This window comes from Paraburkholderia phenoliruptrix, assembly GCF_902859825.1.
Classification (GTDB): Bacteria; Pseudomonadota; Gammaproteobacteria; order Burkholderiales; family Burkholderiaceae; genus Paraburkholderia; species Paraburkholderia phenoliruptrix.
Genome location: NZ_CADIKB010000010.1, coordinates 65,868 through 81,020, shown reverse-complemented (window position 1 = coordinate 81,020; position 15,153 = coordinate 65,868). Strand labels below are relative to the sequence as shown.

Sequence of the window (15,153 nt, the reverse complement as noted above, 5' to 3'; positions counted from 1 at the left end):
GCGAGAAGCGGAACTCCGCCGTGCCGCCGGAGTCATTTTTACTGCATCGGGCGAGCCTTCCTGCCCGAGCCGGTGAAAGCGGCATGCCAGCGCCCAATGCGGGCCGCAGCCGCAGCATCCATCCACTATTCCAAAGCCTTGTGAGACGCCCGACGCGCTGAAAGAGCGCGCCGTCGCACGGGGCCTGCTTTTGGCATAAAAACAATGCAACCGTCGCAATCGCGTTTAATCGAGCTCGACTTTTTTCGTGGCATCGTTCTGCTGATCATCGTGGTGGACCACATCGGCGGAAGCATCCTGTCGCGCGTCACGCTGCACGCGTACGCGCTGTGCGACGCGGCGGAGGTGTTCGTGTTCCTCGGCGGCTTCGCCACCGCCACGGCCTACGCGGCGCTCGCGGAGCGGCGTAGCGAAACCATCGCGCGCAACCGCTTCCTGCGGCGCTCGTTGGAAATCTATCGCGCATTCCTCGTGACCGCCGGTTTGATGCTGCTCGTGAGCGCGGTCCTCAATGCATTCAGCATCGAAGCGCCGAATCTCGCCATCACCGACCTCGACGACCTGATGGACGCGCCGGTCGCCGCACTGCGCGACATCCTGCTGCTGCGCCGCCAGCCTTATCTCGCCTCCGTGCTGCCGATGTATGCATTCTTCGCGCTGCTGGTGCCGATGATCCTGCCGCTCGCGCGCAGCAAACCCTGGCTGCTGCTCGCGGGCAGCGTCGCGCTGTGGGCCGGCGCGCCGGCCATCAACGCGTATCTGCCGGCCGCGCCCGACATGCACTGGGACTTCAACCCGTTCGCGTGGCAACTGCTATTCGTGCTCGGCGCGCTCGCGCGCTGCCAGCCTGTGTATCAGCGCGTGAGCGAACACCGCTTCGGCTGGCTCGCGACGCTTGCGGCATGCTCCGTGGTGGCCGTGGCGGCTTACTACAAGCTCTTTATCGAACGCGAGCCGCTCGATCCGAGCTTCAAACAGAATCTGTCCTACTTGCGAGCGGTCAATTTCCTCGCCATTGCATGGCTCGTCGCCAATCTGATCGAGCTCGGCTGGGCACGCAAGCTCGCGCAGTCTCTGCCGCTCATCGGTCTGATCGGGCGCAAGGGCTTGCTGTGCTTTATTGCAGGCGCGGTGATCTCGCTCGTCGTGGACTCGCTGCTGTATGCTGCCACCGACGGCTACCTGAACTATCCGCTCGGTTTGCTCGCCGACGCCTGCGCAGTCACGGCGCTCCTCGCCGTCGCGCGTGCGCAGGAGCCGGCAAAGCGCCTCGTGACGCGCATGGTGGGCGCGCGGCTTCGGACGTGGCCGTGAGCCTTTGCGCTCCGCCGTGGGTCAAACCCACATTGGATGCTGATAGCATGACGGCCGCGCGTCCTCCGGCGTGGCTGCTCCTTACCTCACATGCGTCTATTCCTACACTTCACGCTGGCTGTTCTGTCGGCGGCTTGCGGCGCTTCGTCGTTCGCCAGCACGGTGACGAGTCGCAGCTTCCATTCGCCCGCGCTTGGGCGCGATTGGTCCTACACGGTCTATCTGCCGACGGGCTATCGTCCTGACGCCGCGCGCATTCCCGTGCTCTATCTCTTGCACGGCAACAACGGCGACGCAAACGACTGGATCAGCCACGGCCATCTGCAAAGCACGGTCGACGCGCTGATCGAACATCGCGACATTCCGCCGCTCGCGGTCGTGATGCCCCAAGGCGGCACCGACTGGTACGTCGACCGCAAGGAAAAGATGGAAACGGCGTTTTTCGACGACCTGCTGCCCGAGATCGAAACCCACTACGCGGTGTCGACGCAGCGCGCCGGGCGCATGATCGGCGGCGTGTCGATGGGCGGCTTCGGCGCATTGCGTTATGTAATGACGCAGCCGGAGCGCTTTTGCGGCGCGCTGCTGCTGAGCCCGGCCATCTACGTGAACGAGCCGCCGCGCGGTTCGGCCGCGCGCCGCGTGGGCGTGTTCGGCGAGCGTCAGTTCGATCCGCGCATCTGGCACGAGCTGAACTACCCGGCACAGTGGGAGCGCTATATGAGCCGGCCGTATCGCGTGCCCATCTTCATCGCGGCCGGCGACGACGACCTCGCGATCCAGGCCGACGCGTCACTGCTTTACACGCAATTGCGGATGGCGGGCAATCCCGCGGCGCTGCGCATTATCGACGGCGGCCACACGTGGGATGTCTGGAGCGCGCTGCTGCCGGGCGCGCTGAAATACACGCTCGGCTGCGCGCGGCTGCCGGCGCAGGACCATCCGTCGAATCAGCGGCCTTAAGCGGCGCGCGAGCTCACCACTGCGCGCATGCAGCTATTGGACGAGGTCGGTCCACAGCACCATCAAGACCGTCATCAGCGCGGGGCCGATAAAAAGGCCGAGCAGCCCGAAGGTCTCCGCGCCGCCCAGAATGCCGAACAGCACCAGCAGGAAAGGCAGCCGCGTCGAACTGCCGATCAGCACGGGCCGCACGAAATGCTCGGCGACGAACACCACGACCGAACCGAACACCAGCAGGCCGATCGCCCCGGCCACCGAGCCTTGCGAAAACAGCCAGAGCGCGGCAAGGCCAAAGGTAATCGGCGCGCAAAACGGCAGCATGGCGGCAATAGCGGTGATGAGCGCGAGCAGCGCGACGTGCGGCAAGCCAGTGACGAAATAGGCGACGCCGAGCAGCGCGCCCTCGCCGAGTCCGACCACCACGAGTCCCGACACCGTGCCGCGCACGGCGATCGCCATCCGCTCGACGAGTTGCGCGCCGTCTTCTCCGAAGCCGCGCTGCAAACCTCGGGCCAGCGCGCCCGACAGCCGCGGCCCGGCCTGAAAGACCACGAACAACGTGACGAGCATGAACGCGAACACCGTCACCGCATGCACGGCGCGCGCGCCGAAGTGCCGGCCCAGCGTGACGACCGTGGTGCTGTGCAAGCCCTTCATCGCCGCCGAATCGCCCAAGGGCGCAGCGAGATACGCCTGCCACCACGCCTCGGCCTCGCGCGCGCCGAACGGCAACCGGTGAATGAAGTCCGGCATCGCAATGCCGGTCTCCTCCGCGGCTTTGAACCAGTCCGAGAGGTCATGGGCTTCGCGCAACGCCTGGGCAATGCCGATCCCCACCGGCAGCACCACCAGCAACGCGATGGCAAGGGTCAGCACGACGGCAATCAGCGTGGTGCGCCCGCTCAGCCAGCGGCTGCCTTCCACTCTGCGCAGGAGCGGCCAGAGCGCAATCGCCAGCACGCCGGCCCAGCCGACCACCGGCAGAAAGTCGCGCACGACCCACAGCGCGAGCAGCACGAGCCCGATGTAAAGCGCCAGCGAAGCGGCCTTCTGCTTCTTGACGCGCTCGGGCGTCAGGAGGGACTGCGTAGGATGCGAGGAATGCGGCTGACGCGTCGATTCGGGCTGGGCAACGGGCGGACGGGAATTCATGTGTACTCGTGTAGGGATGCCGGTATGTGCGTGAGCCGGCTCGCAAAAAGCAAACCCGCTAAACTGGCGGGACGCGCTCGCATCATCACCATCACATCTTAAAGGAAGCGCGGCTAGGGCCCTGTCAGCGGCTTTTGGCTGTCTCACCCGCCACAACACTGCGTTGCAAAAAGCGCTCTTATCTCATTTCCGCGCGGCGCGCCCGTCGGCGAGGCCCGCCAGTTCAAGCGCAGTCGAAAGTCAAGTTTGATTGTTGCTAATCGGGGAACAGTGTTTCAACGTGCGCACAATGGCTCTCCAGCGCGCGCGGGACTAAATTCGGCACACCCACAAATACGGAGCCGACGATGATGACCCTGGAGTCCATCCCCCTTGACGGTACCAACGGCGTACGCATCGAGATTCTCGAGCGCTCCGACACGACGCTGGTGATCCGCTGGGTCGAGCCCGGACGATGTCATTACGGCGAACAGCGGTGGCGGCGCAGATCGGCGCACACGTCGGGAACCTGCGCGGTGTCGCGGCGCAAGATCCGCCGCGGCGACGCCGTCTTCAAGCCGGCCGAGCGCCCGGCGCCCGCCAATGCATCGGCGATGATCTGCGCGGAAATCCTCGGCGCGCTGCCTGCGGAAGTCTGAGGTCAGCGCCACTGTCGCACGCTCACACCTGCTTGTGCTTGCCCTGATGACACCGTTCCCAGGGCCGCAGCCGCACCAACCTGCCCCGATTGCAGCCCTTCGCCACGTGCGCTAAGGTGGACCTGCTTGCGTCACATCATCGTGCCGGCCCGACACCGGGCCGTAAAGTGACGCGCATCTCCACCCATCGCGTCGTGCACGGCACGGCGCCGTTTGAGGGCACACCATGGCAGAAGACACGCCGCATCCGTCGGCCCGGCCGGACACTCGCGCGGCCAGCGCGCCCCCCGCTCCGCTAGTCGCTCCCCAACAGTTTTCCACCGACGTCCTGCTCGAGAAATACGCGAAAGGAGACGAGCAATCCGCCGACGACGTCTTCCGGCGCGTCGCGCGCGGCGTAGCCGAGGCGGAACCGGCGGCGCTGCGCGAGTCGGTGGAAGCGCTGTTCGTCGACAATCTGCGGCACGGCGCGCTCGGCGCGGGCCGCATCATGAGCGCTGCGGGCACCGGCATCGCGGCCACGCTCATCAACTGTTTCGTACAGCCGGTCGGCGACGCTATTCAGGGCGTCGACGAACAAGGCCTCCCCGGCATCTACGTGGCGCTGCTGCAAGCGGCGGAAACCATGCGGCGCGGCGGCGGCGTCGGCTACAACTTTTCGGCGATCCGGCCGAAGGGCGCGCGCGTTCGCACCACCAGTTCGTCGGCGTCCGGGCCGTGCAGCTATATGGATGTGTTCGATGCGTCCTGCCGCACGGTGGAAAGCGCCGGCTCGCGGCGCGGCGCGCAGATGGCCGTGCTCGACTGCAATCATCCGGATCTGCTCGAGTTCATCGAGGCCAAGCATTCGAAGGGACGCTGGAATAACTTCAACGTGTCGGTGGGCGTGACCGACGAGTTCATGCGCGCCGTCGAGGAAGACGAGCCGTGGCAACTCGTGCACCGCGCCGAGCCGTCGCCGGCGCTGCGCGCGGCCGGCGACGTGAGGCAGCGCGAGGACGGCATGTGGGTCTACAGCGAGCGGCCCGCGCGCGAGATCTGGGAGCGCATCATGCGCTCGACTTACGACGTGGCCGAGCCGGGCATCGTCTTCATCTCGCGGATGAACGAGGACAACAACCTGCGCGCCGTCGAAACCATTCGCGCAACCAATCCCTGCGGCGAACAGCCGTTGCCCGCCTACGGCTGCTGCAATCTCGGGCCGCTCAATCTGACGCGTTTCGTGCTCGACCCGTTCGCGCAAATGAAAGGCGGCAAGCCGTCATTCGATTGGGACGGCCTCGCTCAGCGCACGCGCACGCAGGTGCGTTTTCTCGACAACGTGCTCGACGTCACGCTGTGGCCGCTGCCGCAGCAATACGACGAATCGCGCGCCAAGCGCCGCATCGGCGTGGGCTTTACGGGTCTTGGCGACACGCTCGTCATGCTCGGCCTGCGCTACAACTCGCAGGAAGGCCGCGACTTCGCCGTGCGGATTGCGCGGCTGATGCGCGACGAGGCGTATCGCGCGTCGGTGGAACTGGCGAAGGAACGCGGCGCGTTTCCGTTATTCGATGCCGCGCGCTACCTCGAAACCGGCACGTTCGCGTCGCGCCTGCCCGAGGACATCAAGGAGGCGATTCGCCGCGACGGCATCCGCAACAGCCATCTGCTGTCTATCGCGCCGACCGGCACCGTGAGCCTCGCGTTTGCGGACAATGCGTCGAACGGCATCGAGCCGGCCTTCTCGTGGACCTACACGCGCATGAAGGTGATGGCCGACGGCGGCCGCGAATCGTTCGACGTGGAAGACTACGCGTACCGGCTGTATCGCGAGCTGGGCGGCGACGTGAACCGGCTGCCGGACTATTTCGTCAGCGCGCTCGAGATGTCCGCGCGCGATCATCTGGACATGATGGCCGCGGTGCAGCCTTACGTGGACACGTCGATCTCGAAGACCGTCAACGTGCCCGCCGACTATCCGTTCGAAGCCTTCGAAAGCCTCTATTTGGATGCGTGGAAAAGCGGCCTCAAGGGTCTCGCCACCTATCGCCCGAACGAAACCCTCGGCGCGGTGCTGAGCGTGAGCCCGGCGCAAGCCGACGACACGCTCGCCGAAAGCGACCTCGATCCGCTGCGAATCGCAATCGACCATCGGCCCAAAGGCGAGTTGCCGGCGATCATCGAAAAGGTCGAGTACCTGACGCAGGCCGGCAAGAAGTCGCTCTATGTGGCGGTGTCGTTCATCGAGGTGACCGGACGCCTCGGCGGTGAGGACGTGACAATCGAGCGGCCTATCGAGTTCTTCATTCCGACCGGTCAGCGCGACGAATCGCAGCAATGGATCACGGCGACCATGCGCTCGCTGTCGCTCGCCGCGCGCGGCGGTTTTGTCGCGCGTAATCTGCAGGACATGCGCAAGGTGTCGTGGGACCGCGGGCAGGTGCGGCTCGGCGAAGTGCAGCGTCTGGACGGTCACCGCACGCCGCGCTGGCACGACTCCGAAGTGGCCGCGCTCGCCTTTGCCATCCAGCAGATCTTGCACCGCCGCGGCTTTCTCGACGCCGAGGGCAATCAGGTTCCGTCGCGTCTGCTCGCCCGCCTGCCGCGCGGCCAGATGAAAGGCGAAACGGCGCTGTCCGCAGACTTCGGCATGCGCCCGCATCCCGCCGGCGCCGATACGCCCGAATTGACCCAGCCCGGCATGATGCCGGGGCTGCATACGATGCTCGGTCGCAAATGCGGGTCGTGCGGCGCCAACGCCGTGATTCGCAAGGACGGCTGCGACTTCTGCACCGCGTGCGGCGAAGTCGGCGCCTGCGGCTGAACTAGCCGACCGGCGCCTGCACGTCGTCCGGTAACGGAATCCGCAATGCGACCACCGTGCCGGTGCTTGCACCGCTCGTAATGGTGAGCGCTCCGCCGATCAGGCGGGCGCGCTCGGCCATGCCGAGCAGTCCGTACGAGCCGCGTTGCCGCGCGGACACCGCGTCCCGGTCGAAGCCGCAGCCGTCGTCGCGGATCTCCAGATCAATGAAGCCTTCGCCCGAACGCAGCGTCAACACGACATGCGACGCCCGCGCGTGCCGCGCCACATTGGTGAGCGACTCCTGCGCGATACGGAAAATGGCGGTGGCGCGCGCATCCTCGAGCACCGGCTCGTCGCCGTGCGTCACGACCGTGCACTGAATGTAGTAGCGCGCGTTGAAGTCCTGCGCGAGCCATTCGAGCGCGGAAACAAGGCCGAAATTCAACGCAGCCGGGCGCAGATGATTCGCGACGTTGCGCACCATCCACATGGTCCTTTCGATGAGCTCGCGCATCGCGTCGGTCTTGCCCTGGGCCTCCGGATTGCCGGCGAGCCTCATCTGCAGCAAGGAGATGTCGATCTTGAGCGCGGTCAGAAGCTGGCCGAGTTCATCATGAACCTCGAGTGCAATGCGCTTTCTCTCCTCTTCGCGAATCACTTCGAGGTGCCACGACAGTTCCCGTAGTTCCTCGCGCGACGCGCGCAGTTCCTGCTCGGTGCGTTTGCGTTCGGCCACTTCCGCCTGCAGTTCGTCGCGATGACGGCGCAGATGGTCGAGCGCCTGCCTGCGCGCCGTGACGTCGGCGAAGAAGCCGTCGAGCCGAACGATCGCGCCACTCGAATCCGCGACGCCGCGCGCGCTCAACTGCACCCAGATCACCGTGCCGTCGGCGCGCGCGAGCGGCAGCTCGAGTTCGGCGATTTCGCCGCTGCCGTCCAGACGCTCGAAGAGCCCCTCTACCTGCTGCGGCGTAAACGGCCGCTTGTCGGGTTCGCGCGTTCCCGCGGCCACCAGCGCCCGCGCGCTGTCGTAGCCGAGCAGGCGCGCCATCGCCGGATTGGCCTCCTCGAGCCAGCCGTTGCGATGCAGCCGGAAGATACCTTCCAAGGCGTTTTCGACGATGCTGCGATACTTCTGCTCGCTTTCATAAAGGCGCGCCGTCGATTCGCGCAGGCGGTCCGCCATTGCGTTCACGCGCGCGGCGAGCCGGCCGAGCTCGTCGTCGGATTCGACGGCGCAGCGCACGTCCAGATTGCCGGCCGCGATGCGGTCGACCATTTCCTCCAGCCGGTTGATCGGGCTGCGCACCATGCCGTTCAGCAGCACCAGCGTCGCGGCATAGAGCGTGGCGACCACGGCGGCGATCGTCGCGAGGATCGCGCCGCGTGCGTCGCGCATGGCCTGTGTGGCCAATGCCGTTGAAAGCTCGACGCGCACCTCGCCGAGCTTTTCGCGCGGCGCATCGCCGGGCGGCTGATACTCGATGGCGCGCACGCGCACCACGTCGTGGGCCGGATCGGCGCGACGCGCGCCCTTGATCTCGGCCACGACCCCATAGCCGACTGCAGTGACCGTGAACCGCACCACCTCGGGATTCGGCGCCAGCGCGGCAAGCTGGGCACTGATCGCGCTGCGGTCCACATTCCACAGCGGCAAGGCAAGCGAGCGGCTGAACAGATCGGAGATGCGCGCGGCGCGCTCTTCGAGCTCGGAGAATTTCTGCGTGCGTTGATGCTCGATCAGAAAGTAGGCGGACGTGCCGGCGACCACCGCGACGAGAACCGCGAGCGCAAGCATGAGCTTCGCGTGCAGATTCAGCGAGCGCACACCCGGAAGTGCAAATGGACGCATCACACGGCTCCGGCGAATGGGCCGACAAGCCGCGCGAGACTGAAGTCGTAGCGGCCCGGCTCGGGATGCAACGCCTTCGAGAAGACCGTGAAATCGAGCGTGTCGCCGTGATCGAACACGGCCTGGCTAAAGCGCTCGACGTTGCCCTGATGAACCACGCTCAGAAAGTCCAGCGTCTGGCGGGTGCCTCCCGACGCGGCGAAATCCATGCCGCGATGGTAGTCGTAGAGCAGCACCATTGCCCAGGCGCCGATGAAGTAGTCGCCGCCGACCATGGCGGCAAGGCCGCCCTCGGCGACGCTGCGCAGCGCACCGCGCAACGCGCCCATGCCGCCGACCAGCACCGGCGCGCCACGCGCCTTGACGGCGTTCAGCGCACCGAGCGCCATCGAGTCGTTCGCCGCCCACACGAGATTGGTGTCCGGGTAGCGAGCCAGCAGCACGCGCGCCTTCTGCTCGCTGTCCGCGTAACTCCAGTCGCTGAAAACCAACTGATAGGTGCGCGCACCGCGCGCGCCCGCCAGGTAGGCCTCGACGCCCGAGGCGCGCTCCTGCGAAACCGGCGTGTTCGGATCGCCGGTAATGCCGATGACGCGCGGCGGCGCACCGGCAAGCCGCCGGCACAAATAGCTCATCAACCGATAGCCGCCGCGCGTGGCGTTGGCGGTGACGGTGCCGATCCAGTTCGGGATGCGCTGGCGCTCGTCGCCGATCTCGCGGCGCTGCCGCGCCGTCACGTCATTATGAATCACCATGATCTTCGCCGACGAGCGCGCGAGCGCGAGGAGCATCGGCTGCGCGGCCATTTTTTCGTTGACGATGACGACGTAATCCGGCGCGTCGGCGCGGCGCGCGACCTCCTCCGCCTGGCGCTGCATCAGCAGATGATCGCGCTCCGCATACAGCACCTCCAGTTGCATGTCGAAAGACCGCGCGGCAATGCCCATGAACTGCGACACCAGTTGCCAATGCTGGCCGGTGCCGTGCTCGACGGCCTCGCCCGGATTGAGGAAAACCACGCGAGGGCTGCGTGCCGCTGCGCGAGCGAGGCGAGTCGGGCCCAGCAAAGCGCCTAGCGAGTATGCAATGAGCGCATCTCTCCGTTTCATCTTACTATTTGGTCTGGCTGTGGCGCGGGGCAATCATTATCGATCTATCGCCATGCTATTGCACTTCTCGCAAGTGCTGACGAAGCGGCCGAGCCAGAGACCTGGCGGAGAACGGGAACGGACGGCTCGCGTCGGTCAGACCGGCGTGAGCAGGGGTTCACCGGCGAAATGGCACCTTGCGTTGCGCAAGAAGTTCTCGACCGATGCCGCGATCGCTTCCGGCGATCTGCCGCCGACGTGCGGCGTCAACACGACATTCGTCAGGTCCAGCAGCGCCGCGGGCGGCTGCGGCTCGCCTTCGTAGACGTCGAGTGCAGCGCCCGCAATCGTGCCCGCCATGAGCGCCGCGGCAAGCGCGGCGGTATCGACCACGCTGCCGCGGGAAACATTGACGACGAAACCGGCCGGGCCGAGCGCCTGCAGCACCTGCGCATCGATCAGGTGATAGGTGCCCGCACCGCCCGGCGTTGCGATCACGAGGAAATCGCTCCACTGCGCGAGCGCGAGCGCGCTGTCGAAATAGCGCGGCGTCGCGCCCGCTCGCGGCTGACGGTTGTGGTAGCCGATCTCCATGTCGAAGCCCGCGCCGCGTCGCGCGATCTTCTCGCCGATGTTGCCGAGTCCCACAATGCCAAGCCGCTTGCCGCAGACGCCCGGGCGCATCGGCAACGCGTCGCGCCATACGCCCGCGCGCGTCGCGAGGTCGAGCTGCGGGACGTCGCGCACGATGGACAGCAACAGCGCAAATGCGTGATCGGCGACGCAGTGGTCGTTGGTGCCCGCTCCGTTGGCGAGGGCGATGCCGCGCGAGCGCGCGTGGCCGACGGCGAGGTTTTCATAGCCCGCGCCCAGCGCACTGACCAATTCGAGCTGCGGCAGGCCGTCGATCTCCGCCGCCGCGAGCCCTCGTGTACCGTTCGTCAGCACCGCGCGGATCGCCTGACCGTGCGTGGCGATGGCCGCGGCCTGCTGCGCCGGATCCGGTGCGTAGACGACATCGAACTCGGCCTCGATGCGAGCGCGGCTCATGTCGTCGAGGGGAATCAAAATCAGTAACGAAGGCTTCATGTCGGTCTTTTGTCAGTAACGCACAGGGCAGCTCTGGAGCGCGACGAGCGAAACCGAGTGTAGCAAGCCAGAATAACGCGCGCCCGGCGAGATCCGGCGCGAGCATTGCACAATCAACGCCTGTTTTTAGATCGACGCGAAGCGGTCGTAGAATAGCCGGACCTTTCGCGACGAGAACCTCATGCTGGATATTCTGCCTGGCGCATCGAAACCCGCCACCGACGATTCGAAAATGTTCGATCTCGCGCCCGTCTCGCTGTGGGTGGAAGATTTCAGCGGCGTGCGCGATCTGTTCGATGCATGGCGAACCGAGGGCGTGACCGACCTGCGCGCGTATTTCAAGCAGGCGCCCGAACGGGTCGCGCAATGCGCGCATAGCATTCGCGTCGTCAAGGTCAATCAGAAGACGCTGACGCAATTCGAGGCCGCCGATTTCGACACGCTCAACGGCAACCTCGCGGCCGTGTTCCGCGACGATATGCTGAAGACTCATCTCGAGGAACTCTGTCAGCTGTGGGCCGGGCAATTGCACTTCACGAGCCAGACAGTGAACTACACCCTCGGCGGACGGCGACTCGACGTGCTGCTGAAGGGCTCGGTGCTGCCCGGTCATGAAGAACGCTGGGACCGTGTGCTCGTGTCGGTGGAGGACATCACCGAACTGGAGGGCGCGCGGCATCGCGTGACGCTCGCGGAGCAATACGCGCGCGGTCTCTTCGAACATTCCCCGGTCTCGCTGTGGGTGGAAGATTTCAGCGCCGTCAAGCAACTGCTGGATCAGGCGCGCGCGGCGGGCATCAGCGATTTTCGCGTGTTCACCGACGTGCATCCGGAGTTCGTCGAGCGCTGCATGCAGGAGATTCATGTGCTCGACGTGAACCAGCACACGATCGAGATGTTCGCCGCGCCGGACAAAAAGACCTTGCTCGCGCGTCTGCCCGACGTGTTCCGCGACGACATGCGTCCGCACTTTCGCGAGCAGTTGCTCGATCTATGGGACGGCAAGCTGTTCCAGCAACGCGAAGTACTGAACTATTCGCTCGACGGAGACGAGGTGCACGTGCATCTGCAGTTTTCCGTGCTGCCGGGGCATGAAGCGAACTGGGACCTGGTGCTGGTCGCGCTCACCGACATCACCGCGCGCAAGAAGGCCGAGGCATACCTCGAATTCCTCGGCAAGCATGACGTGCTGACGAAATTGCGCAACCGCTCGTTCTATGTCGACGAACTCAACCGGCTCGAGCGCAAAGGACCGTGGCCCGTCACGATCATCATGGCCGATCTGAACGGCCTGAAACGCGTGAACGATCAACTCGGCCATGCCGCCGGCGACGCACTGCTGCGCCGCGCCGGCGAAGTGCTCGCGAAAGCCATGGAGCCGCCGTTTCAGGCCGCGCGCATCGGCGGCGACGAATTCGCGATTCTCATGCCGAACACCGACGAGCGCGGCGGCGCAGCGATGATCGATGCGATCTGCCAACTCGTCGACATGAACAATCAGTTCTATCCCGGCTCGCCGCTCAGCTTTTCGATGGGCATGGCGACCTGTCAGCGCGGCGACCGTCTCGAAGCGGGCGTGCAGCGCGCCGATCTGCTGATGTACGAGGAAAAGCGCTCGCATTACGCCGATCAGGCGGACGCGAAAGCGAGCGGCAGTTAGCGAGCGAGCTCAGGGCGCGGCGCGAACTTGCGCGCCGCGCCTTGTGCTACACCGCCGTCACGTAGCGCGCGGCGGGCTTCACGATGCGCGGCGGCGGCGAGTCGTAGATGGCGCGCATGCGCTTGACTTCATCCACGGGACTCAGGCCGAAAAGACGCTTGAATTCGCGGCTGAATTGCGACGCGCTTTCATACCCCACTCGCGCCGCTGCCGCGCCCGCGTTCAAGCCGTCCTGCACCATCAGCAAACGCGCGTGATGCAAACGCGTGGTCTTCACGTATTGCATCGGCGAAGTCGCGGTCACGGCCTTGAACTGCGCGTGAAAAACCGCGAGGCTCATGCCGGCTTCCGCGGCAAGCGTATCGACGTCGAGCGCGCCGTGATAATCGGCATGAATGCGGCGCAGCGCCTTCGCAATGCGCCCGAAATGATTCTGATGCGTGAGCGCCGCGCGGATCGCATCGCCCTGCTCGCCCGTCAGCACGCGATAGCAGATTTCACGCACGATGCCGGGCGCGAGAATGCGCGCGTCGAGCGGCGACATGAGGGCTTCCAGCAGGCGCTGCACGGCGCTGCTCAACGCGGGATCGAGCGGCGTGGAGTAAATGCCGAGCGGTTCGTTGCGCGCGGTGCCCTGTGTTTCGTTGAGCGCCATGAGCAGTTCGGCGACCATGGTCAGATCCACTCGAATGGAGATGCCGAGAAACGGCTCTCCCGGACTCGCCTCGGTCTCGCACTCGAACGGCAGCGGCACGGACAACACCAGGTACTGCTGAGCGTCGTACTGGAAGACCTGGTCGCCGAGATAGCCGCGCTTGCGCCCCTGACACACGATCACAATGCTCGGTTCGTACATGACCGGCATGCGCGGCATCGGCGTGTTCGCGCGCATCAGATTGACACCTTCCAGGCTCGAACGCGTCATGCCCTGTTTGGGCGCGAGCATGTCGAACACTTCGGTCAGGCGCTGCTGCGCGGCGTGTGCATCCGCACTCGGAGCAGAAGACAAGGAAGATTGAGGCGAATGCGGCGGCATGACGATATAGTGACGGCTAAGAGAATAATGCTCGAAATTTAGCACCAAACTGCCTGCCGCGCTGCGTCCCAGGAGTTTTAGGCAAATCTTCAAGACATTCAGGTATTCACGGGTTCGCCGCGGGCTTCTACCATGGGAACCCTGCCGCATGACCTTCGCCGCGCTTCGCGGCTGCGGGTCGGCAGTTCATCTTCGATGAGTTCGCCGTTGTGGCCGGCGTTGCGCCGTGCACCTTGCGCTTTGATCCGGCGCGGCGGCCCGGCGCTGCGATCCCTTGCAACGGCAATCTGGCCGCACGCGCGACAAGCGTTGCCCGTCGCCGGCCTCTTTCAACATCACCTTCTTTGCTGGAGCCCCCCATGAGCACGACGTATGCCTATGCTGCGACCGACGCGAGCGCGCCGCTCGCCCCGTTCGAAATCCAGCGCCGCGAATTGCGCGCGCATGATGTGCAGATGGAAGTGCTGTTTTGCGGCGTCTGCCACTCGGACCTGCATCAGGCCCGCAACGAATGGAAGAACACGGTCTATCCGGTGGTGCCGGGTCACGAGATTGTCGGCCGCGTGACCGCGGTCGGTCCGCAAGTATCGAAGTACAAGGTCGGCGACCTCGTCGGCGTGGGCTGCCTCGTCGATTCGTGCCGCACCTGTGCGAGCTGCGCGGAAGGCCTCGAACAGTACTGCGAGAACGGCTTTGTCGGCACCTATAACGGCGTGGACCGCGTGGACGGCCGCATCACCTACGGCGGTTATTCGACGCAGCTCGTGGTCGACGAGGAATTCACGCTGCGCGTGCCGCAGAACCTCAATCCGGCCGGCGTCGCGCCGTTGCTGTGCGCCGGCATCACGACGTATTCGCCGCTGCGCACGTGGGGCGCGGGTCCCGGCAAGAAGGTCGGCATTGTCGGTCTCGGCGGCCTCGGCCACATGGGCGTGAAGCTGGCGCGCGCAATGGGCGCGCATGTGGTGCTGTTCACGACGTCGGCGTCGAAGTTCGAGGATGCGAAGCGCCTCGGCGCACACGAAGTGGTCATTTCGAAGCATCCCGAAGAGATGGAAGCCCACGCGAACAGCTTCGATCTGATCTTGAATACGGTGGCTGCGCAGCACGACCTGAACCCGTTCATAAACCTGCTGAAGCGCGATGGAACGATGACGCTGGTGGGCGCGCCGGAGCACGATCATCCGTCGCCGCAAGTGTTCAGCCTGATTTTCAAGCGCCGCCGGCTGGCCGGTTCGCTGATCGGGGGTATTGCCGAGACGCAGGAGATGCTGGATTTCTGCGGCGAGCATGGCATTACTTCGGACATCGAAATCATTCCGATGCAGAAGATCAATGAGGCGTACGAGCGGATGTTGAAGAGCGATGTGAAGTATCGGTTTGTGGTTGATATGGATTCCTTGCGGAAGTGAATCAGGTTTTTTTCGGCTTTGGCTAGGGATTCTTTTTGAACCCCTTGGCCTTTCCTTGTGTTCGTGTCGGTCTATTAGTGTTGCCCCTGTGCGGGGCGGCACTTACTTTCTTTGCCGCCGCAAAGGGGCCGTCGGCTTCGCCTCGGCGAGGTGCTGATGGG

11 protein-coding genes are annotated in these 15,153 nt (G+C 65.2%); 6 read left to right on the top strand and 5 right to left on the bottom strand.

Going from position 1 to position 15,153, the window contains the following annotated elements:
- Positions 1-204 precede the first annotated feature (204 nt).
- Together HV711_RS13295 and HV711_RS13290 are read left to right on the top strand one after the other, a co-directional pair.
- On the top strand, positions 205-1,314 hold the full coding sequence (locus tag HV711_RS13295) for an OpgC domain-containing protein (protein ID WP_035478538.1): 1,110 nt from the start codon (positions 205-207) through the stop codon (positions 1,312-1,314).
- Between the two features lie 90 nt (positions 1,315-1,404).
- Positions 1,405-2,277: an alpha/beta hydrolase gene (locus HV711_RS13290; protein WP_035478536.1), complete on the top strand. Its 873-nt coding sequence runs from the start codon at positions 1,405-1,407 to the stop codon at positions 2,275-2,277.
- A 33-nt stretch (positions 2,278-2,310) separates the two neighbouring features.
- Here the strand turns inward: HV711_RS13290 and HV711_RS13285 are convergent, their stop codons facing one another.
- Positions 2,311-3,429, bottom strand: coding sequence for an AI-2E family transporter (locus tag HV711_RS13285; protein WP_035478535.1), 1,119 nt, complete (start codon positions 3,427-3,429; stop codon positions 2,311-2,313).
- 350 nt (positions 3,430-3,779) lie between these two features.
- On the opposite strand from HV711_RS13285, the gene HV711_RS13280 reads away from it, so the two are divergent.
- A complete protein-coding gene (locus HV711_RS13280) occupies positions 3,780-4,067 on the top strand; it encodes a DUF3331 domain-containing protein (protein WP_013592116.1) in 288 nt (95 codons plus the stop codon).
- A 226-nt stretch (positions 4,068-4,293) separates the two neighbouring features.
- On the top strand, positions 4,294-6,873 hold the full coding sequence (locus HV711_RS13275) for an adenosylcobalamin-dependent ribonucleoside-diphosphate reductase (protein WP_013592115.1): 2,580 nt from the start codon (positions 4,294-4,296) through the stop codon (positions 6,871-6,873).
- Between the two features lies 1 nt (position 6,874).
- On the opposite strand, the gene HV711_RS13270 is transcribed toward HV711_RS13275, so the two are convergent.
- From HV711_RS13270 to HV711_RS13260, 3 genes are all read right to left on the bottom strand, one after another.
- Positions 6,875-8,707: a sensor histidine kinase gene (locus tag HV711_RS13270; RefSeq protein WP_035478534.1), complete on the bottom strand. Its 1,833-nt coding sequence runs from the start codon at positions 8,705-8,707 to the stop codon at positions 6,875-6,877.
- Positions 8,707-9,726, bottom strand: a complete 1,020-nt coding sequence (locus HV711_RS13265; RefSeq protein WP_244142716.1) for an ABC transporter substrate-binding protein — start codon at positions 9,724-9,726, stop codon at positions 8,707-8,709. The genes HV711_RS13270 and HV711_RS13265 overlap by 1 nt, the downstream gene beginning before the upstream one ends.
- 225 nt (positions 9,727-9,951) lie before the next feature.
- The gene (locus HV711_RS13260; protein WP_028361387.1) at positions 9,952-10,884 is read right to left on the bottom strand and encodes a 2-hydroxyacid dehydrogenase; all 933 of its coding nucleotides are present in this window, start codon (positions 10,882-10,884) and stop codon (positions 9,952-9,954) included.
- Positions 10,885-11,065: 181 nt separating this feature from the next.
- Between HV711_RS13260 and HV711_RS13255 the strand changes: the two genes are divergently transcribed.
- Entirely contained in the window at positions 11,066-12,544 is a 1,479-nt protein-coding gene (locus tag HV711_RS13255) for a sensor domain-containing diguanylate cyclase (RefSeq protein ID WP_035478531.1), read from the top strand.
- A 46-nt stretch (positions 12,545-12,590) separates the two neighbouring features.
- On the opposite strand, the gene HV711_RS13250 is transcribed toward HV711_RS13255, so the two are convergent.
- On the bottom strand, positions 12,591-13,580 hold the full coding sequence (locus HV711_RS13250) for an AraC family transcriptional regulator (protein ID WP_035478529.1): 990 nt from the start codon (positions 13,578-13,580) through the stop codon (positions 12,591-12,593).
- A gap of 359 nt (positions 13,581-13,939) precedes the next feature.
- On the opposite strand from HV711_RS13250, the gene HV711_RS13245 reads away from it, so the two are divergent.
- Positions 13,940-14,992 carry an NAD(P)-dependent alcohol dehydrogenase gene (locus tag HV711_RS13245; RefSeq protein WP_035478527.1) on the top strand — a complete coding sequence of 351 codons (1,053 nt, stop codon included), beginning with the start codon at positions 13,940-13,942 and terminating at the stop codon, positions 14,990-14,992.
- Positions 14,993-15,153 lie beyond the last annotated feature (161 nt).